At 31.6% G+C, this 21913-nt stretch carries 22 protein-coding genes, 5 tRNA genes and 1 pseudogene; 18 read left to right on the forward strand and 10 right to left on the reverse strand.

Features of this window, described 5'->3' with window-relative positions:
• Positions 1-5 precede the first annotated feature (5 nt).
• Positions 6-1277: an MFS transporter gene (locus AJN56_RS03980; RefSeq protein WP_002869289.1), complete on the reverse strand. Its 1272-nt coding sequence runs from the start codon at positions 1275-1277 to the stop codon at positions 6-8.
• A gap of 194 nt (positions 1278-1471) precedes the next feature.
• On the opposite strand from AJN56_RS03980, the gene topA reads away from it, so the two are divergent.
• From topA to AJN56_RS04010, 6 genes are all read left to right on the forward strand, one after another.
• Complete coding sequence (gene topA / locus AJN56_RS03985) at positions 1472-3574, forward strand: type I DNA topoisomerase (protein ID WP_002869288.1); 2103 nt, start codon at positions 1472-1474, stop codon at positions 3572-3574.
• Between the two features lies 1 nt (position 3575).
• A complete protein-coding gene (locus AJN56_RS03990) occupies positions 3576-4412 on the forward strand; it encodes a biotin synthase (RefSeq protein WP_070246171.1) in 837 nt (278 codons plus the stop codon).
• The gene (locus tag AJN56_RS03995; protein WP_002869286.1) at positions 4393-5568 is read left to right on the forward strand and encodes a cation:proton antiporter; all 1176 of its coding nucleotides are present in this window, start codon (positions 4393-4395) and stop codon (positions 5566-5568) included. The genes AJN56_RS03990 and AJN56_RS03995 overlap by 20 nt, the downstream gene beginning before the upstream one ends.
• Before the next feature lie 114 nt (positions 5569-5682).
• Positions 5683-6951, forward strand: coding sequence for a citrate synthase (locus AJN56_RS04000; protein ID WP_002869285.1), 1269 nt, complete (start codon positions 5683-5685; stop codon positions 6949-6951).
• Between the two features lie 80 nt (positions 6952-7031).
• Positions 7032-7796 (forward strand): 3'(2'),5'-bisphosphate nucleotidase CysQ, encoded by a 765-nt coding sequence (locus AJN56_RS04005; RefSeq protein WP_070246169.1) that lies wholly within the window; start codon positions 7032-7034, stop codon positions 7794-7796.
• A 39-nt stretch (positions 7797-7835) separates the two neighbouring features.
• Positions 7836-8606: a hypothetical protein gene (locus AJN56_RS04010; RefSeq protein WP_079254198.1), complete on the forward strand. Its 771-nt coding sequence runs from the start codon at positions 7836-7838 to the stop codon at positions 8604-8606.
• Positions 8607-8628: 22 nt separating this feature from the next.
• Here AJN56_RS04010 and AJN56_RS04015 read toward each other — a convergent pair whose 3' ends face one another.
• The 3 genes from AJN56_RS04015 to AJN56_RS04025 are packed head-to-tail and all read right to left on the reverse strand — an operon-like array spanning position 8629 to position 10543.
• Positions 8629-9405, reverse strand: a complete 777-nt coding sequence (locus tag AJN56_RS04015) for a UDP-N-acetylmuramate dehydrogenase (RefSeq protein ID WP_002856370.1) — start codon at positions 9403-9405, stop codon at positions 8629-8631.
• Positions 9402-9671, reverse strand: a complete 270-nt coding sequence (fliQ, locus tag AJN56_RS04020) for a flagellar biosynthesis protein FliQ (protein WP_002851290.1) — start codon at positions 9669-9671, stop codon at positions 9402-9404. The genes AJN56_RS04015 and fliQ overlap by 4 nt, the downstream gene beginning before the upstream one ends.
• Positions 9672-9682: 11 nt before the next feature.
• A complete protein-coding gene (locus AJN56_RS04025) occupies positions 9683-10543 on the reverse strand; it encodes a menaquinone biosynthesis family protein (RefSeq protein ID WP_002860117.1) in 861 nt (286 codons plus the stop codon).
• 106 nt (positions 10544-10649) lie between these two features.
• Here AJN56_RS04025 and recA point away from each other — a divergent pair, with 106 nt between their 5' ends.
• The 12 genes and pseudogenes from recA (at position 10650) to AJN56_RS04085 (ending at position 16505) form a co-directional block, all read left to right on the forward strand.
• Complete coding sequence (recA, locus tag AJN56_RS04030) at positions 10650-11681, forward strand: recombinase RecA (protein ID WP_070246167.1); 1032 nt, start codon at positions 10650-10652, stop codon at positions 11679-11681.
• Entirely contained in the window at positions 11681-12925 is a 1245-nt protein-coding gene (eno, locus tag AJN56_RS04035) for a phosphopyruvate hydratase (protein WP_002856489.1), read from the forward strand. The genes recA and eno overlap by 1 nt, the downstream gene beginning before the upstream one ends.
• Positions 12926-12990: 65 nt before the next feature.
• Positions 12991-13194, forward strand: coding sequence for a hypothetical protein (locus AJN56_RS04040; RefSeq protein WP_002869278.1), 204 nt, complete (start codon positions 12991-12993; stop codon positions 13192-13194).
• The gene (gene cgpA / locus AJN56_RS04045; RefSeq protein ID WP_002869275.1) at positions 13184-13846 is read left to right on the forward strand and encodes a glycoprotein CgpA; all 663 of its coding nucleotides are present in this window, start codon (positions 13184-13186) and stop codon (positions 13844-13846) included. Before AJN56_RS04040 ends, cgpA begins: the two co-directional genes overlap by 11 nt.
• Positions 13846-14694 carry a DNA ligase gene (locus AJN56_RS04050; protein ID WP_002869274.1) on the forward strand — a complete coding sequence of 283 codons (849 nt, stop codon included), beginning with the start codon at positions 13846-13848 and terminating at the stop codon, positions 14692-14694. Before cgpA ends, AJN56_RS04050 begins: the two co-directional genes overlap by 1 nt.
• Positions 14695-14736: 42 nt before the next feature.
• A tRNA-Pro gene (locus tag AJN56_RS04055) sits at positions 14737-14814 on the forward strand.
• Between the two features lie 24 nt (positions 14815-14838).
• A tRNA-His gene (locus AJN56_RS04060) sits at positions 14839-14915 on the forward strand.
• Positions 14916-14919: 4 nt separating this feature from the next.
• Positions 14920-14996, forward strand: a tRNA-Arg gene (locus AJN56_RS04065).
• Positions 14997-15010: 14 nt separating this feature from the next.
• Positions 15011-15087: transfer RNA gene (locus AJN56_RS04070), tRNA-Arg, on the forward strand.
• A 5-nt stretch (positions 15088-15092) separates the two neighbouring features.
• Positions 15093-15177, forward strand: a tRNA-Leu gene (locus tag AJN56_RS04075).
• A gap of 175 nt (positions 15178-15352) precedes the next feature.
• A pseudogene (locus tag AJN56_RS08755) lies at positions 15353-15768 on the forward strand (hypothetical protein).
• Positions 15769-16067: 299 nt separating this feature from the next.
• Entirely contained in the window at positions 16068-16505 is a 438-nt protein-coding gene (locus tag AJN56_RS04085) for a DUF411 domain-containing protein (RefSeq protein WP_002868868.1), read from the forward strand.
• Between the two features lie 9 nt (positions 16506-16514).
• On the opposite strand, the gene AJN56_RS04090 is transcribed toward AJN56_RS04085, so the two are convergent.
• From AJN56_RS04090 to AJN56_RS04115, 6 genes are read right to left on the reverse strand one after another with little or no spacing between them, the layout of a single operon-like run.
• Positions 16515-17018, reverse strand: coding sequence for a TlpA family protein disulfide reductase (locus AJN56_RS04090; RefSeq protein ID WP_002867533.1), 504 nt, complete (start codon positions 17016-17018; stop codon positions 16515-16517).
• The gene (locus AJN56_RS04095; RefSeq protein WP_002868869.1) at positions 16979-17467 is read right to left on the reverse strand and encodes a TlpA family protein disulfide reductase; all 489 of its coding nucleotides are present in this window, start codon (positions 17465-17467) and stop codon (positions 16979-16981) included. The genes AJN56_RS04090 and AJN56_RS04095 overlap by 40 nt, the downstream gene beginning before the upstream one ends.
• Positions 17464-18117, reverse strand: coding sequence for an ABC transporter ATP-binding protein (locus tag AJN56_RS04100; protein ID WP_002860103.1), 654 nt, complete (start codon positions 18115-18117; stop codon positions 17464-17466). Before AJN56_RS04100 ends, AJN56_RS04095 begins: the two co-directional genes overlap by 4 nt.
• Positions 18114-19232, reverse strand: a complete 1119-nt coding sequence (locus AJN56_RS04105; protein ID WP_002868870.1) for an ABC transporter permease — start codon at positions 19230-19232, stop codon at positions 18114-18116. Before AJN56_RS04105 ends, AJN56_RS04100 begins: the two co-directional genes overlap by 4 nt.
• Complete coding sequence (locus AJN56_RS04110; protein WP_079254197.1) at positions 19222-20514, reverse strand: ABC transporter permease; 1293 nt, start codon at positions 20512-20514, stop codon at positions 19222-19224. The genes AJN56_RS04105 and AJN56_RS04110 overlap by 11 nt, the downstream gene beginning before the upstream one ends.
• Positions 20501-21904: a Fe-S-containing protein gene (locus tag AJN56_RS04115; protein ID WP_002868872.1), complete on the reverse strand. Its 1404-nt coding sequence runs from the start codon at positions 21902-21904 to the stop codon at positions 20501-20503. The genes AJN56_RS04110 and AJN56_RS04115 overlap by 14 nt, the downstream gene beginning before the upstream one ends.
• Between the last annotated feature and the right edge of the window lie 9 nt (positions 21905-21913).

The raw sequence follows: 21913 nt of genomic DNA on the forward strand, positions 1-21913 counted from the left end.
TTGAATTAATTTATCCTAGGTTTTTGCTTTAAAAATAAAAACACAATGCACATTATAAAAATTACTATTGACCATATTAAAAAAGCATCTACAAGACCCATTTGTCTAACGATAGGTTGAGAGATAATAGGACTTAAAAATTGTCCTAAAAATATACAACTTGCTAAAATTCCATAAGCCCTAGCGCGAGCATTTTCAGGACAGATTGAAAAAAGATAAGCCGTATTATTTACAAGCATAATACCTCCGCCCATTCCAAGCAAAGCTAAGGCGATTAAAACTGTAAAAAAGCTATCTACTAAAAAAAGCAGCAAAAAAGAACAAGATACGATAAAAAGAGTTAAAACATAGATAGTTTTAATACTTAAGAATTTTATAATATATCTATAGCTTAGAGAGAAAAAACCATAACATAGTGCAGATACAGACATCGAAATACCTATATATTTAGGATCCAATCCTAAATGTTCTTCTATATAGTAAGGAAGTTGAGTTGGCGAAATATAATAAACTACCATGATAAAAAAACCTATAAAATAGATAGGGAAAAATTGCCAATAATTTGTTTTTGCTTCTATTTTTGTATGATTATAGAATTTAAATTTTCTAGGTTCAAAAAGATAAATGATAGCCATTAAGGTAATTAAAATTCCAAGTCCATATACTAAAAAAGGATAACGCCAAGAATAACTCGAAACAAATCCTGCAATAGAAATAAAAACAGCACCCCCTACCGCACAAAAAAATCCTTGAAGACTTAAAGCATTTTCTCTGCGATTAAAGCCACCACGACTATAATAATCTCCAAGTAAAGCCGAAGCGCCTGTCATTATAAAAGCAGTTGCCATACCAAAAATAGCTCTTGAAGTCAGTATAGCATAAATATCATTTAAGAAAAAGCCACTTACTCCAGAAATAGTCCAAACCACCATAGCTGGAAGAATGAATTTTAATTTGCCAAATTTATCCATTAAAATACCAGCAAATGGAGATAAAATGACAACAAAAATAGCAGGGATGGTTAAAACTAAGCGAACAAGTATATCAAGATGAGCTAATGTGAAACTTGAAGCAAGAGTAGCGCCACTTTGGGTTAAAAGTTCTTCAAAATGTCTGTTGATAGCAGGCAGAGCAGATGAAATGACCACGCTTCCTAGCATAGTCATAGCGGCCATAGAAAACACAGCCGCTTTAAATCCGGACTTTTCAGTAATTTGAATTATTTTTTTATCCATTTTCGTGTCATTTGGATGAAATTTATAAGTTTTGCCATTCATAATTTTTGCCTTTTTTGTTTTATTATACTCTAAAAATTATGGTTTGTATTTAAAATTACTTAAAATTATATTTTATTTATTTTGTTATGATAGTTTTGTTTTTAAAATATTTTAGCTTGATTAAAATATATTTTATAAGTAGAATTTTAAATATTTTTAGCTAAATTCAGCTTTTTATTTAACAAGGGTGCAAAATGAAGAAAAATTTAATCATAGTAGAATCTCCTGCAAAAGCTAAAACCATAGGAAATTTTTTGGGAAAAGATTATGAAGTTATCGCTTCCAAAGGACATATTAGAGATTTGCCTAAATCAAGCTTTGGGATTAAAATAGAAGATGATGAATTTATCCCTGAGTATAGAATCACAAGTGATCATAGCGCCTTAGTTAAAGAACTTAAAAGCAAAGCCAAAGATGCCAAAGAAGTCTATCTTGCAACGGATGAGGATAGAGAAGGAGAGGCTATAGCCTATCATATTGCAAAAGCTATAGGAAAAGATGAAAACACCTTACCACGTATTGTTTTTCATGAAATCACTAAAAACGCTATAGAAAATGCTTTAAAAAATCCAAGAAAATTAGATATGCACTCTGTAAATGCTCAGCAAACTAGACGCCTTTTAGATCGCATTGTAGGGTATAAGCTCAGCCCTTTATTGGGACAAAAAATTCAAAGAGGACTTAGTGCTGGGCGTGTTCAAAGTGCAGCTTTAAAGATCATAGTCGATCGTGAAAAAGAAATTCGTGCCTTTGTACCCCTAGAATACTTTAGCATAGATATGATTTTTCAAAAAGATTTAGATGCAGAACTAGTTGAGTTTGATAAAGCCAAGATAGAAAAACTTACCATTGCTAACAAAGATCGTGCTAAACTCATACTAGAGGCTTGTAAAAATGAAGCTTATACTATAAGCGACATTGAAAGTAAAGAAAGAAAAATCGCTCCACCGCCTCCTTTTATGACTTCAACCTTGCAGCAAAGTGCTAGCAATCGCCTTGGTTTTAACCCTAAAAAAACCATGATGATAGCTCAAAAACTCTATGAGGGAGTAAATACCCATGAAGGCGTGATGGGGGTTATTACCTACATGAGAACCGATAGTTTAAATTTGGCCAAAGAAGCTATAGAGAATGCAAGAAAATTCATACAAGCAAATTTTGGCAAAGACTATCTTCCAAGTAAAGCAAATGTATACACTACAAAAGCCAAAGGTGCTCAAGAAGCTCATGAAGCTATACGTCCTACAAATTTAAGTTTTACTCCAGAAATTGCGGCCAAATTTTTAGACAAAGATGAGTTAAAACTTTACACACTTATTTACAATCGCTTTTTAGCCTGTCAGATGAATCCTGCTATCTCTCAAACTCAAAATGTATTTGTAAAAAATGATAGAGCAGTTTTTAAAATAAGCGGTAGAAAAATCCTTTTTGATGGATATTATAAAGTTTATGGTGATATGGATAAGGATAAAATTTTACCAAATTTTAAAATAGGTGAAAATTTAAAAATACAAAATTTAGAAATGAACTCACATTTTACCGAACCACCTTCAAGGTATTCAGAAGCAGGACTTGTAAAAAAACTTGAAAGTTTAGGCATAGGTCGCCCTTCTACCTATGCGCCAACCATTTCTATACTTACAAGCCGTGATTATGTAAAAATAGATAAAAAACAACTCATTCCTAGCGATGTTGCTTTTAATGTAACCGAAGTGCTTGAAAAAAATTTTAGCGATATAGTAGATAGTAAATTTACTTCAAACCTTGAAAATACCTTAGATGAAATCGCAGAAGATAAGGCAGATTGGCAAGAAACTTTAAAAGAATTTTACTATCCTTTTATGAGAAAAATCGAAGAAGGAAAAACAAAAATAGCTAGTCAAAAAACTGTCACAAAGCTAGGCGAAAGTTGTCCTGATTGTGGCGGGGAGCTTGCTATTAGAAAAGGGCGTTTTGGAGAATTTGTAGCGTGTTTAAATTTCCCAAAATGTAAGTATTCAAGAAATTTAAAAAGTGAAAGTAAAAATGAAAGCGAAAATACTGCTGCAAAAGCTAAAGCTAATGGTACAGGTATTACTTGTCCAAGTTGTCAAAAAGGTGAAATCGTAGAACGCTTTTCAAAACGCGGTAAATTTTATGGTTGTAGTGCTTATCCAAAATGCAATTTTATAAGCAAATACAAACCAAGTGAAGAAAAATGCGAAGAGTGTGGCGAAACTTTAGTGATAAAAGAGCTTAAAAAAGGTATATTCTTAGAATGCTTAAAGTGCAAAATCAAAAAAGAAATGAAGGATTAGAATGCAAATCATGCTTTGTGCTATTTCAAATATAGCGAGTGGAAATTGTTCAGAAGACTGTAAATACTGCACCCAAAGTGCTCATGTAAAAACAGATATTCAAAAATATCGTCGTAAAGAACTTTCACAAATCGTTTTAGAAGCGAAAATGGCAAAGAAAAATGAAGCCTTGGGTTTTTGTTTGGTTACAGCAGGACTTGGGCTTGATGATGAAAAGCTTGAGTATGTTTGTGAGGCTGCTAAGGCTGTGCAAAAAGAAGTGCCTAATTTGCTTTTAATTGCCTGTAATGGTATGGCAAGCGTGGAACAACTCAAAGAACTTAAAAAAGCAGGAATTTTTTCTTATAATCACAATCTTGAAACTTCTAAGGAATTTTTTCCACAAATTTGCACCACTCATACTTGGGAAAGTAGATTTCAAACCAATTTAAACGCTAAAGAAGCAGGACTTATGCTTTGTTGTGGTGGAATTTATGGTATGGGTGAGAGTGAAGAAGATAGACTAAGTTTTAGAAAATCTTTGCAAGAATTACAGCCTTTTTCAACGCCTATTAATTTTTTTATAGCCAATGAAAATTTAAAACTACAAGTTCCAAGACTTAATGCTGATGAAGCCTTAAAAATTGTTCGTGATACCAAAGAGGCTTTACCGCAAAGCGTGGTAATGGTAGCAGGTGGGCGTGAAGTGGTGTTGCGAGAAAGGCAGTATGAAATTTTTCAAGCAGGTGCTGGGGCTATTGTTATAGGGGATTATTTAACCACTAAAGGTGAAAAACCAAGTCAAGATATAATAAAATTAAAAGAAATGGGATTTACTTTTGCATCAGAGTGTCATTGATCCACAAGGTTTAATTGATCTAAAAATTCTTATTGTTATAGCTTTATGCTTACTTTTTTCTCCGCATATTGCGAGAATTTTACGCTTGCCTCTTTCAGCTACTGAAATTATTTTAGGGGCAATAATAGCGTATTTTGGTTTCATAGGAAAAAGTGAAAATTTTGCACTTTTAGCCAATGTAGGTTTTTATTATCTAATGTTTATAGCGGGTATGGAGGTAAATTTAAGAGCCTTTTTTAATATGGATAAAGAAGTCGCCAAAAAAAGTTTTTTTTATATTTTTTTACTTTATACTTTATCTTCTTTTATAGTATGGATTTTTGGACTTTCTTTAGTATTTGTTATCATTATACCTGTGATGAGTGTAGGGCTTTTATCTTTACTTTTTAAGGATTTTGGAAAAGAGTGTTATTGGCTAAATATTGCTATGATAGTAGCTACTTTAGCTGAGGTGATTTCTATTGTGCTTTTGACTATAGCGGGAGCTTTTTTGCGCGAAGGAACAGGTATTATTGATGTAGCGCAAAGTATTTTATATCTTAATATCTTTTTGGGGCTTTGTTTGCTTGGATTTAAAATGCTTGGTGTGCTTTTTTGGTGGTATCCTCAGCTTAAAGTTGTGCTTATGCCATGGGAAGATAAAAATGAAAAAGATATAAGATTTTGTATGGCCATTTTTATACTGATCATTGTTGCTATGGTTATTACAAAACTTGAAATCGTTCTTGGTTCTTTTATAGCAGGTTCATTTATAGCTACTTTTTTTGATCATAAAAAAGATCTTGAGCACAAGCTTTCTACTTTTGGACACGGGTTTTTAATCCCTATTTTTTTTATCCATATAGGTTCAACCTTTGATCTTAAAATGATTTTAGATTATAAAATCGTTTTACAAGCATTTTTACTTATGTTTGTTATGGTGGGTTTAAGAATTTTATGTGCAAGTGTTTTTTTAAAAAGAATTGGTTTTAAAAATATGATTTTATTTGGTCTTAGTCATTCTATGCCTTTAACCTTGCTTATAGCAACAGCTACTCTGGGTTATTCGGGCAAGGTTATTGATGAGAAGCTTTATTCAGCACTTATTTTAACAGCGTTATTTGAGGCTGTTATTGTTATGAGCATGATTAAATTTCTTTCTAATTCTAAAAAATGAAAGTTACTTTTTTACTCAAAAAAGCAAATAAAATCTTAAAAATTTAATAATAAAAAAACTCATAATCGTCCTTTTTTGTTAGAATTAATAAAAGTAACAATAAAAGGAGCGAAAATGTCAAATTCCGTTACTATAACCGATAATAGAAATGGAAAAAGCTATGAATTTCCTATATATGACGGTACAACTGGGCCAAGCGTTGTAGATATGTCAAGTTTTTATAAACAAACAGGAATGTTTTCTTATGATGAGGGCTTGACTTCTACAGCTACTTGTAAATCAAAAATCACTTATATTGATGGAGAAAACGGAATTTTAATGCACCGTGGCTATCCTATAGAGTGGCTTGCTGAAAACAAACTTTATTTAGATGTGGTTCATCTTTTACTTTATAAAGAATTGCCTGATGCTACGCGTCTTGAAGCATTTCGTTATGAAATGAAAAAACGTTCTTTTATCCATGAAGGTATGCATCGTCTTTTTGATTCTTTCCCTGATAATGCTCATCCTATGGCAGTTTTACAAGGTGCTGTTTCATCGCTTAGTGCTTTTTATCCTGATCATTTAAACATGAATGTAAAAGAAGAATATATGGAAATGGCAGCTAGAATAGTAGCTAAAATCCCTACTATAGCGGCCACCGCTTATAGATATAAACACGGCTTTCCTATGGCTTATCCAAATTTAGATCGTGGTTTTACAGAAAATTTCTTATATATGTTAAGAACTTATCCTTACGATCATGTAGAGCTTAAACCTATAGAAGTAAAAGCACTTGATACGGTTTTTATGCTTCATGCAGATCATGAGCAAAATGCTTCAACTTCAACAGTTCGTGCTGTGGGTTCAACTCATGCTCATCCTTATGCCTGTATAGCAGCAGGTATTGGTGCGCTTTGGGGTCATGCACATGGTGGAGCTAATGAAGGTGTTATTAGAATGCTTGAGCAAATAGGTAGTGTTGATAGGGTAGATGAATTCATCAAAAGAGCTAAGGATAAAAACGATCCTTTCCGCTTGATGGGCTTTGGGCATAGGGTTTATAAAAATTTTGATCCTAGAGCAAAAGTACTGAAAAAGCTTCGTGATCAACTTATTGATGAGTTGGGTATTGATACCAATCTTATTAAAGTAGCAACGCGTATAGAAGAGATTGCTTTAAGCGATGATTATTTTGTTCAAAGAGGGCTATATCCGAATGTTGATTTTCATAGTGGACTTATTTTAAAAGCCTTAGGTATTCCAAATGAAATGTTTGCTACTTTATTTGTTATAGGACGCACCCCAGGATGGATAGCTCAGTGGATAGAACAAAAAGAGCAAGAAAGTCTTAAAATAGTCCGTCCAAGACAACTTTATTTGGGTGAAACTAGTAAAATTTAATTAAAATTTTTGTGGAAATTAAAAATTCCACAAAATCTTCTTGTATAATTTTAAAAAATCTTATAGAAAGTCTTATAATCATGCTTAATCTTGATAAATTTTTAGAAATTGCTATAAATGCTAGCAATCAAGCTTCTAAAGCTATTTTAGAAGAGAGAAAAAATTTCAAAACTTGGGAAAAAGAAGATAAAAGCCCGCTTACATCAGCAGATCTTGTTTCTAATAAAATTCTAAATGATATTTTAGGTTCTACGGATATTAAAATTTTATCAGAAGAAAAATTACTCAGCAAAGAAGAGTGTGAAGAATTAAAAACTTTTTGGCTTATCGATCCTCTTGATGGAACAAGTGGTTTTTTAAAAGGCAGTGATGAATTTTGCATTATGATAAGTTTGGTTCATGACAATCGCCCTGTTTTATCGCTTATACAAAACCCATTAAAAGGTGATATATTCTATGCTCATGCAAAAACCAAGGTTTATAAAAACGATAAACCTTTGCAAATTGACCAGCAAGAATACGAGAAAAATAAATATAAAGCCTTATTGAGTGTTAATCATCTTAGCAAAGAAGATGAAGACTTTGCAAAAGAGCATCAATTAGAAGCTATTAATATAGGCTCTGGATTGAAATTTTGTGCTATTTTAGAGGCTAGGGCAGGAGTTTATAAAAGATTTGAAAAGCTTAATATTTGGGATATTGTAGCAGGAGATTTTTTGATTAATCAAAATGGAGGATTTATGGGGGATTTTTCTAAAAAATACATTTTATATAACCCTTTAAATTATAAATCCAGTCCTTTTATTTGTGTTTCATCTAGGAATTTTTTACAAGATTTTTTATAAAATAAAGAGTATAATTTTATATTTAAATAGTTTATAAGGATGAAGATGAGGTATTGTTTCATTTTGTTTTTAAGTTTAGTTTTAAGTTCTAATCTTTTAGCAAATAATTTTTCTCAGAAAAAAGTTATTAAAATTGAAAAAAGTGCAGATAGCTTTGAAGTAATAGATCTAAATCAAAATGTTGCAAATCCAAATTTAAATCAACAAAAAGCATTGTTTGATAGTTCTACTTTAATTGAAAAAAAATCGCAAATCACTAAAGATAAGGATATTGATTTTGCTATTGTATTAACTTCTAGGAAAAATTTCGGTTATTTTTTAGATGGTTTTAGGGTGAGTGATAAGGAATTTTCTACATTATTTGCTAAAAATTTGATTCAAAGTTTAAAGCTTAATTGGGTTAATTCTGCTGCAAATGGTATTTATCAAAGTCCTAAAACTTTGTCATATTTTAGCCCTAATGATGCAAAACTTATAAATGTAAGTCCTTTTTTAACACAAGAAAAAGATAAGGCTAAAATGTATGCTAAATTTACAGATTATGTTGTGGTGGTAAATTTGCAAGATTTTTATGTAAATATTACAAATTATTTTATCACAACTAGTAAAGAGGGTGTAGCTAATGTTAATTTTAAAATTATTTCTACAAGCAATGGAAAAATTCTTGTAGCAAAAAATGCAGAATTAAATTTGACATTAAAAAATCAAGATGCAAAACAAAATTATCAAGATATTGTAAATCAAATGCCAAAAATGTTAGCTAGTGTTATAGATAATGAAATAAAAAAATTAAAATTAACTATCAATTAATTTAAAGATATATTGAAAATTTTTAGATAATAATCACTTCATTTTCTAAGTTTATGCCAAATTCCTCAAAGACTTTTTTTCTAGCCAATTCGATAAGAAAAAACGCATCTTCAAAACTTGCATTTTTTTTATTGATTAAAAAATTTGCGTGTTTATCGCTTAACATAGCATCTCCCTTGCTAAATCCTTTAAGTCCTACAGCTTCGATTAAACGTCCTGCAAAGTCGTTTTTTGGATTTTTAAAGATAGAGCCAAAGCTTGCTCCACTAGGTTGGTTGCTTCTTGCATTTTTTAAAGCTTCATCTTTAAGGGTATCAAAGCCAAAATTTAATTTAAATTCAGCCCAAAAAAAAGGCATATTTAAAGGACAAAAACGATAATCAAAATTTATATTTTCTCTTAGAATTTCGCCTTGAGAAGTAGCAATTTTGATTAAATTTTGACTGATACACTCTCCTTTAAGCCCTGCATTCATTTTCAAAAGCCCACCAAGTGTGCCAGGAATTTTGCTTAAATACTCAAAACCCTTAAGATTATTTTCTTTAGTAAAGCGATATATTTTACTTGATTTTGTTTTGCAGCCTATGCGAAGATGTATAAAATCTTTATTTTGATCTAAAATTTGTATAAAATCAAAACCATCTCCTAAAATTCCTATATTTTTAGGTTTTGGGCTAATTAAAAGGTTATTTGCACCACCTATTAAAAAACCATCAAAATCACAAATTTGATCCAAAACTAAAACTTCAAATTCGTTTCCTATACGCACAGAAGAGTATTTTTTAAAATCAATGATCATTTGATAAAAGTTGGAATTTGATTTAGTATATTCTCAGTAAAATCAATCATAGTTGTAGTCATCCAAGGCATTAAAAAGATTAAAATAACCACAACCAAGATGATTTTAGGAACAAAAGAAAGTGTCATTTCATTAATCTGTGTAGTTGCTTGAAAAATACTGATCACAAGCCCTGCAATAAGTCCTGCCAAAAGCATAGGCAAGGAAAGTAAAAGTGTGATTTTAAAGGTTTGCACTCCAAGAGCAACTAAGGTACTTTCGTCCATTTTTATCCTTTTTAAGAATTTCTAGCTTCTTCGTATTCGCTAGGGATAAGATAATCATTTACATGTATGATTTTATCATAAAATTTATAATCATATCCTAGTTTAAAAAGCGTATCTACAGCTAAAAGTTGAGTTTGATTCATGCTAATAGAGTTTTTATTGGCATATAAATTAAGATAAGTATCAAGTTTTTCTTCATCAACACGGATAAGTTTTCTTTCCATAAGCATAGGGGCTAAAATTTTACGATTTGCATCGGCAATTTTTACAGCATTGGTTAAATCTCTTTCGATCTTAATCGCATCGCTTAAAGGCAAAGAACGACGCAAAGCCATTCCACCTAAAGGCAAAGGCAAATTTTCTTTAGCAAATTCAAGCCATATATCCCAAAGTTCTGCTTCCACGCAAAGACTTTGATCAAATTCTAAAATGCTTTCATGGATCAAAACTCCTGCATCTACTTCGCCACTTAAAACTACATTTTCAATGTCTAAAAAATTCTTATAAATAATTCTTGCTTCAGGGTATTTCATACGAAAAATCAAAGCATTGGTGGTATTTGCTCCACTCAAAGCGACTTTAAAATTTCTTTTTAAATGTGTGTCTTTTTTCTTGATGAGTTTTGGCCCATAACCTTCACCAAAACTCACTGCTGTGCGTAAAAGCGCATACTCAGAAGCGATTAAAGGATAAAGCCCAAAAGAAATAGCCGTAGCATCAAATTCATTTTTCAAGGCAAATTCATTTAAAGTTTGTATATCTAAAGCTGTATTTTCATAAGCAAAATCATTCCCTATCCACCCAAATTTAATAGCCATATACATAAAAATATCATCAGCATCAGGAGAATGTGCAATAGTAATTTTTTTCATCTATGCTTCCTTGTAAATCTTTGCTTTAATTCTAGCAAAATAAATCATTATTTAATTTTATTTTGTTAGAATTCTAGCTAAAAATTTAGAATTTTTAAGGAAAGTTATGGATGATAATAAAAGAAAATCTCTAGACGCTGCCCTAAAAAGTTTAGATAAAACCTTTGGAAAAGGCACTATTTTAAGACTAGGGGATAAAGAAGTTGAGCAAATCGATAGCATAGGCACAGGTTCAGTTGGGCTTGATCTTGCTTTAGGTATAGGCGGTGTTCCAAAAGGAAGAATTATAGAAATTTATGGACCTGAAAGTTCAGGTAAAACCACTCTAACTTTACATATTATCGCAGAATGCCAAAAAGCAGGTGGAGTTTGTGCTTTTATCGATGCAGAACATGCGCTTGATGTAAAATATGCTAAAAATTTGGGTGTAAGTACAGATGATTTGTATGTTTCTCAGCCTGATTTTGGAGAACAAGCCTTAGAAATTGTAGAAACTATAGCAAGAAGTGGCGCAGTAGATCTTATCGTAGTAGATAGCGTTGCAGCACTTACTCCAAAAGCAGAAATTGAAGGCGATATGGGCGATCAACATGTAGGACTTCAAGCAAGACTTATGTCTCAAGCTCTAAGAAAACTTACAGGTATAGTTCATAAAATGAATACCACAGTAATTTTTATCAACCAAATTCGTATGAAAATCGGTGCTATGGGTTATGGCACTCCTGAAACTACAACAGGTGGAAATGCATTAAAATTCTATGCTTCTGTGCGTTTAGATGTTAGAAAAGTAGCAACCTTAAAACAAAACGAAGAACCTATAGGAAACCGCGTTAAAGTAAAAGTAGTTAAAAATAAAGTTGCTCCTCCATTCAGACAAGCTGAATTTGATGTGATGTTTGGAGAGGGTTTAAGCCGTGAAGGTGAATTGATCGATTATGGTGTAAAACTTGATATCGTAGATAAAAGTGGTGCGTGGTTTTCTTATAAAGATAAAAAACTTGGACAAGGTAGAGAAAATTCAAAAGCTTTCTTAAAAGAAAACCCTGAAATTGCAGATGAAATCACAAAAGCAATTCAAAATTCTATGGGAATAGAAGGTATGATCAGCGGTAGCGAAGATGACGAAGGAGAAGAATAATGTTAGTAATTGAAGATGTTAGAGCCTATGAAGTTCTTGATAGTAGAGGAAATCCAACCGTAAAAGCCGAAGTTACGCTAAGCGATGGAAGTGTAGGTGCGGCCATAGTTCCAAGTGGTGCAAGTACAGGTTCAAAAGAAGCCTTAGAATTGCGTGATAATGATGAAAGATTTGGCGGAAAAGGCGTTTTAAAAGCTGTTGCAAATGTCAATGAGACCATTGCAGATGAAATTTTAGGACTAGATGCTTTTAATCAAACTCAACTTGATGATACTTTGCGTGAGCTTGATGGAACAAATAATTACTCAAATTTAGGTGCAAATGCGACTTTAGGCGTATCTATGGCAACAGCTCGTGCGGCTGCAGCTGCTTTGGGAATGCCTTTATATCGCTACTTAGGTGGTGCAAATGCGAGCATTTTACCCGTGCCAATGTGTAATATCATAAATGGCGGTGCTCATGCAAACAACAATGTAGATTTTCAAGAATTTATGATCATGCCTTTTGGTTTTACTAGTTTTAAAGAAGCTTTGCGTTCAGTTTGTGAAATTTATGCGATATTAAAAAAAGAACTCGCAAATTCTGGACATTCTACGGCTTTAGGCGATGAAGGCGGTTTTGCTCCAAATTTAGCTAACAACACAGAACCTATCGATCTTTTAATGACTTGTATCAAAAAAGCAGGTTATGAAAATCGTGTAAAAATCGCTCTTGATGTGGCAAGTACAGAATTTTTCAAAGATGGCAAATATCACATGGAAGGCAAGGCTTTTTCAAGCGAGGATTTGATCGAACGCTATGTAGAACTTTGTGCAAAATATCCAATTTGCAGTATCGAAGATGGCTTAGCTGAAAATGACTTTGAAGGTTGGATCAAGCTTACTGAAAAATTGGGCAATAAAATTCAGCTTGTAGGCGATGATTTATTTGTAACTAATGAAGATATTTTAAGAGAAGGCATCATCAAAAAAATGGCAAATGCTGTGCTTATTAAACCAAATCAAATCGGAACTATTACCCAAACTATGAGAACTGTGCGTTTAGCGCAAAGAAATAACTATAAATGTGTGATGAGTCATAGAAGTGGCGAAAGTGAAGATGCTTTTATAGCAGATTTTGCTGTAGCTTTAAATACAGGACAAATCAAAACAGGAGCCCTAGCAAGAGGTGAAAGAACCGCAAAATACAATCGCTTACTTGAAATTGAACTTGAAAGCGATGAATACTTAGGAGAAAAGCTCTGAGTGATTTACTTAAAGAATACGACGAAAGCACAAGAAAAAAAAGTTTTTATACCCATGTTATAAAAATGATTTTTTGGGCTTTTCTTGTTGTAATTGGAGCGATTTATTTTGGCAATATGTTTTTTGGGCAGTATTCTTTAGATGCTTTATTAAGCTTAGAAAATACCAAAGAAGAGCTTAATAAAAAGATTATTTTGCTCAAAGAACAAAATGCTAAAGCACAAAAAGATTATTTTGAATTAAAAGGATTATACCCAAATGAAAACTAGAATTTTGGCAATATTTTTTATTTTTACCTCTCTTTTATATGCTGATGAAAATCCTTTCAAGACAGATCAAAATATAACCTTGGTTGCTCCACCTGAATTTCAAAAAGAGGAAGTTAAATTTAATTCTAGTGCAAGAATTTTAAAAAGCATCACTTTTAATTATATCAATTTAGACGGAAGTGAAGATAAGATCGATTTAGATGTCAATAAAAGTATTGATTGGCACGATACTTATACTATATCAAGATTTAAAAGCCCTGATCCTTCAAAAGTACTTGATATTTCAGTTACTATACCTGAAAAAAATAGCTCTAAACAAGAATCAAACTCAACAGCTAATGTTGAAATACCTTTACAGGTTGCAAAGATTTATGATTTTATTTCTTACGCGGTTTATAAAAACAAAATAAAACTTAACACTAGTGATGAAATGATCACAGATTTTTCAGTAGGAAATCCAAGCAAAATCGTTATAGATTTTAGATCTAATTTGATTAGCCCTACAAAAAACATACGCCTTAGCAATTCTATTTTTAAACGCATAGACTTTGGATCTCATAAAGGATATTATCGACTTGTAATATATCTTGATGGAACTTATAATTATAATATTCAAAAAGATGCAACTGGATATATGATTAATCTGCTTTGATGAGGTTTGTTTTTTTAATATGTTGTGCTTGTTTAGTTTTTGCTAATGAAATTTTACTTCTTAGCAAATTCGATAAGCAAGATTTTAACTCTAAAGATTTTAATACTTATTTGATGAGCGAAAAACTCGATGGGGTGCGTGGAATTTGGGATGGAAAATATCTAAAAACTCGCCAAAATTACAAAATAAAAACTCCTGACTTTTTTACAAAAAATTTCCCTCCTTTTACTATTGATGGTGAGCTTTGGATAGCAAGAAATAAATTTGATGAAATTTCAGCTTTAATTCGTAGTGGCGATAGCAATTTGACCTTATGGAAGGAAGTAACTTATAATATTTTTGATGTGCCAAATGCTTGCGAAGAATTTAAAATTTCTACTTGCACCCTTAAAAATCGTTTGGCTGTTTTAGAAGAGTATTTGCAAAAATATCCTAGTGCCTATATAAAAATTATTCCTCAAATTCCAGTTGAAAATCAAAATAATTTAAATCAATTTTACGAAAGCATTATAAAAAATCAAGGTGAAGGTATTGTCATACGCAAAAATTTAAGTCCTTATGAAAAAGGCAGAAGTAAAAATGCTATGAAATTAAAACCCTATGATGATGCAGAGTGTGAGTTAGTAGGATTTCGCAAGGGCAAGGGTAAATTTGAAAATCAAGTAGGTGCTCTGCTTTGTAAAATGCCTAATGGACAAATCATTAAAATAGGCAGTGGTTTAAAAGATAAAGATAGAAAAAATCCTCCAAAAATTGGTAGTATTATAACTTATAAATTTAATGGATTGACCAAAAATTCCTTACCTCGCTTTCCAGTTTTTTTAAGAATAAGGGATGAAAATCCTTGACTTTAAAATTATTTTGTGATAAAATATTTCCTTTTATTTATTCGGGGTGTAGCGCAGTCTGGTTAGCGCACTTGGTTTGGGACCAAGGGGCCGAAGGTTCGAATCCTTTCACCCCGACCATTTTTTATAAATTTATACAAAATGGTGAGTGTAGCTCAGTCGGTTAGAGCATCAGATTGTGGTCCTGAGGGTCGTGGGTTCAATTCCCATCACTCACCCCACTAAGCGCTCGTAGCTCAACTGGATAGAGCGACAGACTTCGGATCTGTAGGTTATGGGTTCGATTCCTATCGGGCGCACCACCAAGATTTTATATGCGTTCATAGCTCAGCTGGATAGAGCAACGGCCTTCTAAGCCGTAGGTCAGAGGTTCGAATCCTCTTGGGCGTACCACTTTAGCGGATGTGGTGAAATTGGCAGACACGCCAGACTTAGGATCTGGTGCAGCAATGCGTGAAGGTTCAAGTCCTTTCATCCGCACCACTTACTTTTATCATTTTCAAACAAGAGTTGATTTCTCATAAATTTTTATTTCATTTTAAAATTTCTTATGATTGTTAGATAAAATGCAAATTTAATTTAGATAAATTTAAAAATTATCTTGCAAAAGATTTGAAAAATAATTAAAATATACAAAATTCAATTCAAGGAGATTAAAATGAAAAAATTAGCTTCAGCTTTAGCAGCTTTAGTTGCTTTAAATGTGTCAGCATTTGCAGATTTGATAGTTATTAATAAAAAAATTTAGTTCCAGTTTCAGCAAGCGAAATGCAAAACAAATATTTCCAAGAGAGTATCAAACCAATTATAGATCAGCCACTTTTTAAAAAGGCAACTTTTTATGAAGCAGATATTGTTGCAAAAGTTGATCCAAAAGAATATAATTCAACCCAAGCTATAATATAAAAAGAATATTTAGATAAAAGCAAATATGTTTATTATAAGACAGTTCTTATATTAACTAGTGATGGTAAAAGAGCTAAGCTCTCTACTCTTTCTTGCGAAATTGCAAGTTTTGATAAGAAGGGGTATTTATGTGGAGGAACAAGCGATCATAATTATTCTATTAAGTAAATATTGCAAATAAAAATCCGCCTTGAGTTTTCACTCTTAGTGGAAATTCACTATTAGAACATACTATGAAAAAACATAGTAAGTATAAAGTATATCTAAATTTTAAGCTTTTTAAGTTAAAAATTTCTAGTTTTTTAAATCGTTTTATCTTTTATATCTTTACTGTAAAGACAAAATCAGCACTCATTAAAAATCTTTTTCTTGATTAAATTTTTGTAAATTCATTTTTAGTGTTAAAAATGTGATGGTATTAACTTTATAAAAGTATTATTATATATTTTTTACTTAGGATAGCAATTATGAAAAAAATAATTTTAACCATTCTTTTTTTACTCACTCTTACGCAAGCTAAGGAAATACAAGTTTATGAAAGTCCTACTTGTGGCTGTTGTGATCTTTGGGCTGATTATATGAAAGCTAAGGGTTATGAGGTTAGTGTTCACAAAACCAATGATTTTCTTAAAATCAAAGAAAAAATGGGTATAAAAGATGAGTATCAAAGTTGCCATACGGGTGTGATCGAAGGCTATGCTATTGAAGGGCATGTTCCTGAAAGTGCTATAGCATGGTTGCTTGAAAACAAACCTAAAGATGTTATAGGAATTTCAGCTCCTGGCATGCCGCAAGGAAGCCCAGGAATGGAACAAGGTTATAGTGAAAAATATCCTGTAATTTTGATGAAAAAAGATGGAAGCTATGAGCTTTATGGATATTTTATAGGAGATAAAAAGCTTTAAAGTAAATTCTTAGCTTTTTACTTTTTTGATTTCTTTTTCAAGTATGCTATAAGGAGTTAAGCCTATGAATTTTTCATCCATTTTTCCTTCTTTGAAAAAACTAAGCACAGGCACTCCATATATTTCCCCAATGGCACTTGAAAGGTATTTAGCTGCTCTTTTTTCATAAAACATTGCTAAATTAGATAAACCTTTTTCATCAGCCCAAGCTTTTGCATCATTTGCATCATTTGCATCACCTAAAACCACAAAGATATTAAAATCATAATTTTTAGCCAAATTCTGTAAAATAGGAATTTGTTCTTTACAAACTCCACAATCTTTTGTGAAAAATATTAAGGCAAAATTTTGTGCTTTATCATTTAGTTTTAGGCTTTTTTCAAAACCATTGTAGGCAAAATTATAGGTTTTATCACTATTTAAAGCTTTAAAATTTTCTCCACTATCACAAGCTACAAAAAATAAAGCTATGATTAAAGCAAAGAAATAAGCTTGGATTCGAAAAATTCCCATGGTTTTTCTCCTAAAATTCTATCTTTTATCATCCCATCTTTAATGATGATGGTAGTAGGGGTTGCAAACACAGCGTAACGATCATTGGTGATTTTAAGATCGTCTTTTAAAACTTTTACATTTTTAAAGTCAAATTGTTCGGCTAAAACTTTAACCACATTGGCATTATCGATGGAATTTATAGCATAAACACTGATTTTATTGGGGTGATTTTGTATGAATTCATCTAAAGAAGGGAGTTCTTTTAAGCAAGAAGGGCAACCATTTTGAAAAAAGACTAAGACTTTTAAACTTGTATTATCATCAGCAAGTTTTACAGCTTTTCCTAAGGTATCTTTAGCTGAAATTTCAGCGCTTTTTTCTCCAACTTTTCCAGTATCTTTTGAATTTTCAAAAGAACAAGCATTGAGCAAGAACAAAATGCTTAAGATTAAAAGGTTTTTTTTCATTTTAACACCCCATGTTGTAAGATAAGGGTTCGATCTGCGAATTTGGCTAAATCAGGATTGTGTGTGATTAAAACTATGGTTTTGCCTTCATTTTTTAATTTTTGCAAGGTTTGAAGAACGATTTGTTCATTGGCTTCATCTAAATTTCCTGTGGGTTCATCTGCGAGTAAAAGCTCTGGGTTATTAATCAAAGCTCTTGCTATGCAAACTCTTTGTTGCTCTCCGCCACTTAATTGGCTAGGTAAATGAGTGAGTCTATGCGAAAGTCCTACTTTTTCAAGAACCATTTTAGCATCTTCTTCATCTACGCTTGAGTGATAATACTGAGAAAGCATAACATTTTCTAAGGCGTTAAGATAGGGGATAAGATGAAATTGTTGAAAGACAAGTCCTATTTTTTCACGACGCAAGGTGATTTTTTGCTCCTCATCCATTTGCTCTAGGTTTTCATTATCCAAGATATACTCCCCAGAGCTTGGAGTATCCATGAGTGATAGTATGTTTAAAAGCGTTGATTTTCCACTTCCTGATGGACCCATGATGGCAAGCCATTCTCCTTCATAGACGCTTAAGTTGATATTGTTTAAGGCTTTAACTTTGCCAAATTCTTTATTTAAGTTGTTTATTTTAATAAGTTCTTTTTTCATCATTCACCTTTCAAATTTTCACACACATTGATTTTTAATGCTCTTTTTATAGGAAAAAATGCAGCCAAAAAGGCAAAAATCAAAGAAATGATTAAGGCTATAAAAACAGCTATAAATCTAAAATCAATACTAGAATTAAAAATCAAATAACCAAAGACATTGGCTAAAAATATCCCACAAAAAGCTCCGATTAAACTAGCAAAAAAACTTACTATAAAGCATTCACTAGCAAAAAGTTTAAAAATTTCACTTTTTTTCGCACCCAAGGCTAAACGCAGTGCGATTTCTTTTTTGCGAGAAAATATAATAGAGCTTAAAGTTGTATTAACGCTAGTAGTGACTATGATCAATACTACAAGTATGATTAAAAACATTAAAGCTTTGATTTTTCCAAGTACTAAACCTTCACTTAAGGATACTGAAGATATAGGTTTTGCATCGATGAATTCATTGTTGATTGCTTGTGTTTTGGCTTTAACTTCATCAAAATTTCCATAAACTACAGCATTAGCATAGTTAATACCGGCTCTATCGCTTAAATTTTGCACCACGCTTAAAGGGGCTAAAACAATGCTATCAAATTCATCATTGCTTGAAAGTATGCCTTTTATGGTAAGTTTTATGCTTTTTCCATTGTTTGGATTGTAAATTTGAAGTTCATTGCCTGTTTTTAGGCCTAGTTGCTTGGCTAAATTAACTCCTAAAAAGGCTGAATTTTCATCAAAATCATTTAGAGAAAAGCTTCCTTCTTTAACTTCTAAAAAAGGTTTAGTGATTTTTAAAGCCCTAAAATCAGTGCCTAAAACTACTCCGCTTGTACTGCCTAAATTTAAAAAATCATACAAAAAAGGAGTTAAAGCTCTAGCCTTTAAAATTTCTTTTATTTTTTCATACTCAGCATTGGAGATAAAATTTTCATCCCGCTTAGGACTTATCATTACATTTGCTCCATAAGCTTTTAATTCTTTAGAAAGTTTGGTGTCAATATCAAAATAAATATTTAAAAAAGCTGAGCAAGTAAGTGCTCCTATAAAAACACTTAAAACTATAATAAAAAGTCTTTGATAAGAAAAGCTAATGCTTTTAAAAAGTTCATTAAGGAAAAACTTATCTACCATAAAGCACTCCTGCAGCTGAAAGTTGTGTGATATTTTTTATAGGAAGCAAGCAACCTAGTAAGGCAATAAGTCCTGCAAAAATAAAGCTTAAAGGTAAAGCTATAAAGGCTATATCAATAAAATATCCAAAAATACTAAGGCTGATGATTTGAGAAAATGCTGTGCCAAAAATAAATCCAAATAAAGCAGCAAATAAAGCTACGATTAAATTTTCACCAGCAAAGATGAGATAAATTTGAAAAGTATTAGCACCAAGTACTTTTAAAAGTCCTATTTCTTTTTTTCTACGATGAATTTCAGAACTCATTAGACTTGAAATCGCAATACTTGCAACAATAAGACAAATAATGCAAGTAATGCCCATTAAGGATTGGATCTTTTTAACCACCAAGCTTTGAGCATCACTTATAGCATTTAGAGCTTTTGCATCAGCACCTGGTAAGCCATCGCTAATTTGACTAGCGATTGAGCCTACATAGGCTGAGCAATACCATTTGTCATATTCTAATTGATCTAATTTTTCTTCGCCCATGCGACGCACTTTTTCAGAAAGGGCTGATTCAGGTATGGTAAAAGCTCTTACTTCTGCACTTGAGTAAAGTCCTTGTTTGTTGAGTAAATCTTGAGCTAAATTTAAAGGAGCGATGATTTTATTTGACATTTTAGGATTGGCATGAAGCAAAATACCTACGATTTTTGCTTCTTTGCTTTGATTGTTTTCTCCTATGAGTTTGATAGTATCTCCTAATTTTAATTTATTGTTTTTAGCAAAGTCTTCGCCTAGCATGATTTCATTGCTATCATCTTTTGCCCATTCTCCTTGGACTGCTAAATAAGGATAAAGACTTTTTATACCTGTGATAAAATCATCATCATCTTTAATTTTTATGGCTTTTTGAAAATAAGTGCCATAAATAAGTGCTTTTTGCTGGGAGTTTTCAATTGTGATTTTACCTTCTAAAAAAGGAGCAAGTGCGGTGATGTTGTTACGCCAATAAATGTCTTTAATCATATATAAATTTTTTTCTTCTAGGTAGTTTTTGTTTTTTAAGGGTTCATAAAGTTCATTACCTATTTCTATACTAAGACTTGAGCCTTTGGGTAAAACAAGGATATTAGAGCCATAACTTTTGAGTTGTTTAGTTACTTCATCGCCTATACTTAGGGTAATATTTAGCATAGTAGAGAGCAAAAGCGTGGCTAAAAAACAAGTAAGAAAGGCTAAAAATTTTTGAATTTTGTTTTTAAATATAGAGTTAAAAATCATTTTAGCCAACATCATTTCTCCTTTGGATTAAAAATTGGGCTTCGTTTTCTTCTACATATTTTGTAGGATCTTTTTTAAATTCTTCATAGTTGTTTTGATTTGAAAAATAATAAGTAATCCCTTTATAGCTATAAGAAAAAGGAGCTTGGGTGTTTATAACCTTTGTTTTTGATACAGGATCTTGCACTTCAATTTCTTTGATTTGACTAAAATAATTAGATCCTGCTATTACATCTTTAACATCTATGGTGATTTTTTTACCATCGTATTCGTATTTGAGTGGGATAGGATTGCAACCTCCGCTTTTGCCTACACTAGGCAAGAAAATACGCACATTGCAAGAAATGCAAATAAGTTGTCCATCTTTTTTGATATAGCCCATATCTCCACAAATCATACAAGCATCAAAAACAGCTACAGGGGAATCCCTATCTTCTCTTTTGTTGATAAGAAAAAACCTTATCACTTTGCCTTCAGCACTGATATAAGCAAAGCGGTGGAGTTTGTTGTCCCTTAAAAGAGCTATATCAAAGATAAATTTGCCATTCTTATCGGGTAAAATTTCTTTAGGCTCATCTATGGTTAAAGGCTTAGAGCTTACCATAAAAAAGTATAAAATAATGCAAAAACTTATAACACAGGAGATAAAAACGCTGGAAAAATAACGATTAATAAGACTTGTTTTAGCTTCGTTTTTGCGATAATTTATATCTAAAATTTGTTTTTTGCTTATATTTTTTTTGCGAATTTTTAAGCTTAAGAATGCTAAAAAAGCGATGAAAATTAAATAAATATAAATTCCAAAAACGCCAAAATAATTACTTTTTCCTACAAAACTCACCAAAAAAGTATGAGTTTCTATGATGGAATTTCGCATTAAAGTAAGCAAGATATTGGCTAGAGCTTTATCGCTTTCTATAAGGATAAGCAGTAAAAACAGCATAAAGCTTGTTTTTTGATTAAAATTTTTTTGCCATTTTAAAAAGAAGAAAATTAAAATACAAACAAGCAAGGCTAAAGCAATAAAACCTAAAGAACTTATACCTTCGCTATCGATTAAAGAGCTAGTAAAAATAGGGAAATCTTGACTTAAAAAATAATAATGCAAAGCGGTGCAAAAACTTAAAATTCCCAATAAAATAAAATTTAAAATTTCAATTTTTTTCCAAAAATAAAATATAAAGCTTACTAGCAATAAACCTATAAAAACAAAATCAAAATTAAAGATTAAATTTTCGGTTTTTAAAAATTGTGCTGCGATAAAAAAAGCAAAATATCCAAATAAAAAGCCTAAAAAAACTACTAAAAAACTTTTAAAAATATATTTTTTATCAGAAGCGATAAAGGCCATTAAAATACTTAGTGGTAAAACACTGATAAGAAAATGCACAAAATATATACTCATAATTTACTC

The sequence above is a fragment of the Campylobacter sp. BCW_4319 genome, from assembly GCF_001764435.1.
Taxonomy (GTDB): domain Bacteria; phylum Campylobacterota; class Campylobacteria; order Campylobacterales; family Campylobacteraceae; genus Campylobacter_D; species Campylobacter_D jejuni.

What these genes read in the sequence shown, in the direction of transcription:
- AJN56_RS03980 (WP_002869289.1), bottom strand. Translation starts at nt 1,277, where the DNA reads ATGAATGGCAAAACTTATAAATTTCATCCAAATGACACGAAAATGGAT.
- topA (WP_002869288.1), top strand. Translation starts at nt 1,472, where the DNA reads ATGAAGAAAAATTTAATCATAGTAGAATCTCCTGCAAAAGCTAAAACC.
- AJN56_RS03990 (WP_070246171.1), top strand. Translation starts at nt 3,576, where the DNA reads ATGCAAATCATGCTTTGTGCTATTTCAAATATAGCGAGTGGAAATTGT.
- AJN56_RS04000 (WP_002869285.1), top strand. Translation starts at nt 5,683, where the DNA reads ATGTCAAATTCCGTTACTATAACCGATAATAGAAATGGAAAAAGCTAT.
- AJN56_RS04005 (WP_070246169.1), top strand. Translation starts at nt 7,032, where the DNA reads ATGCTTAATCTTGATAAATTTTTAGAAATTGCTATAAATGCTAGCAAT.
- AJN56_RS04010 (WP_079254198.1), top strand. Translation starts at nt 7,836, where the DNA reads ATGAAGATGAGGTATTGTTTCATTTTGTTTTTAAGTTTAGTTTTAAGT.
- AJN56_RS04015 (WP_002856370.1), bottom strand. Translation starts at nt 9,405, where the DNA reads ATGATCATTGATTTTAAAAAATACTCTTCTGTGCGTATAGGAAACGAA.
- fliQ (WP_002851290.1), bottom strand. Translation starts at nt 9,671, where the DNA reads ATGGACGAAAGTACCTTAGTTGCTCTTGGAGTGCAAACCTTTAAAATC.
- AJN56_RS04025 (WP_002860117.1), bottom strand. Translation starts at nt 10,543, where the DNA reads ATGAAAAAAATTACTATTGCACATTCTCCTGATGCTGATGATATTTTT.
- recA (WP_070246167.1), top strand. Translation starts at nt 10,650, where the DNA reads ATGGATGATAATAAAAGAAAATCTCTAGACGCTGCCCTAAAAAGTTTA.
- eno (WP_002856489.1), top strand. Translation starts at nt 11,681, where the DNA reads ATGTTAGTAATTGAAGATGTTAGAGCCTATGAAGTTCTTGATAGTAGA.
- AJN56_RS04040 (WP_002869278.1), top strand. Translation starts at nt 12,991, where the DNA reads ATGATTTTTTGGGCTTTTCTTGTTGTAATTGGAGCGATTTATTTTGGC.
- cgpA (WP_002869275.1), top strand. Translation starts at nt 13,184, where the DNA reads ATGAAAACTAGAATTTTGGCAATATTTTTTATTTTTACCTCTCTTTTA.
- AJN56_RS04050 (WP_002869274.1), top strand. Translation starts at nt 13,846, where the DNA reads ATGAGGTTTGTTTTTTTAATATGTTGTGCTTGTTTAGTTTTTGCTAAT.
- AJN56_RS04085 (WP_002868868.1), top strand. Translation starts at nt 16,068, where the DNA reads ATGAAAAAAATAATTTTAACCATTCTTTTTTTACTCACTCTTACGCAA.
- AJN56_RS04090 (WP_002867533.1), bottom strand. Translation starts at nt 17,018, where the DNA reads ATGGGAATTTTTCGAATCCAAGCTTATTTCTTTGCTTTAATCATAGCT.
- AJN56_RS04095 (WP_002868869.1), bottom strand. Translation starts at nt 17,467, where the DNA reads ATGAAAAAAAACCTTTTAATCTTAAGCATTTTGTTCTTGCTCAATGCT.
- AJN56_RS04100 (WP_002860103.1), bottom strand. Translation starts at nt 18,117, where the DNA reads ATGATGAAAAAAGAACTTATTAAAATAAACAACTTAAATAAAGAATTT.
- AJN56_RS04105 (WP_002868870.1), bottom strand. Translation starts at nt 19,232, where the DNA reads ATGGTAGATAAGTTTTTCCTTAATGAACTTTTTAAAAGCATTAGCTTT.
- AJN56_RS04110 (WP_079254197.1), bottom strand. Translation starts at nt 20,514, where the DNA reads ATGATGTTGGCTAAAATGATTTTTAACTCTATATTTAAAAACAAAATT.
- AJN56_RS04115 (WP_002868872.1), bottom strand. Translation starts at nt 21,904, where the DNA reads ATGAGTATATATTTTGTGCATTTTCTTATCAGTGTTTTACCACTAAGT.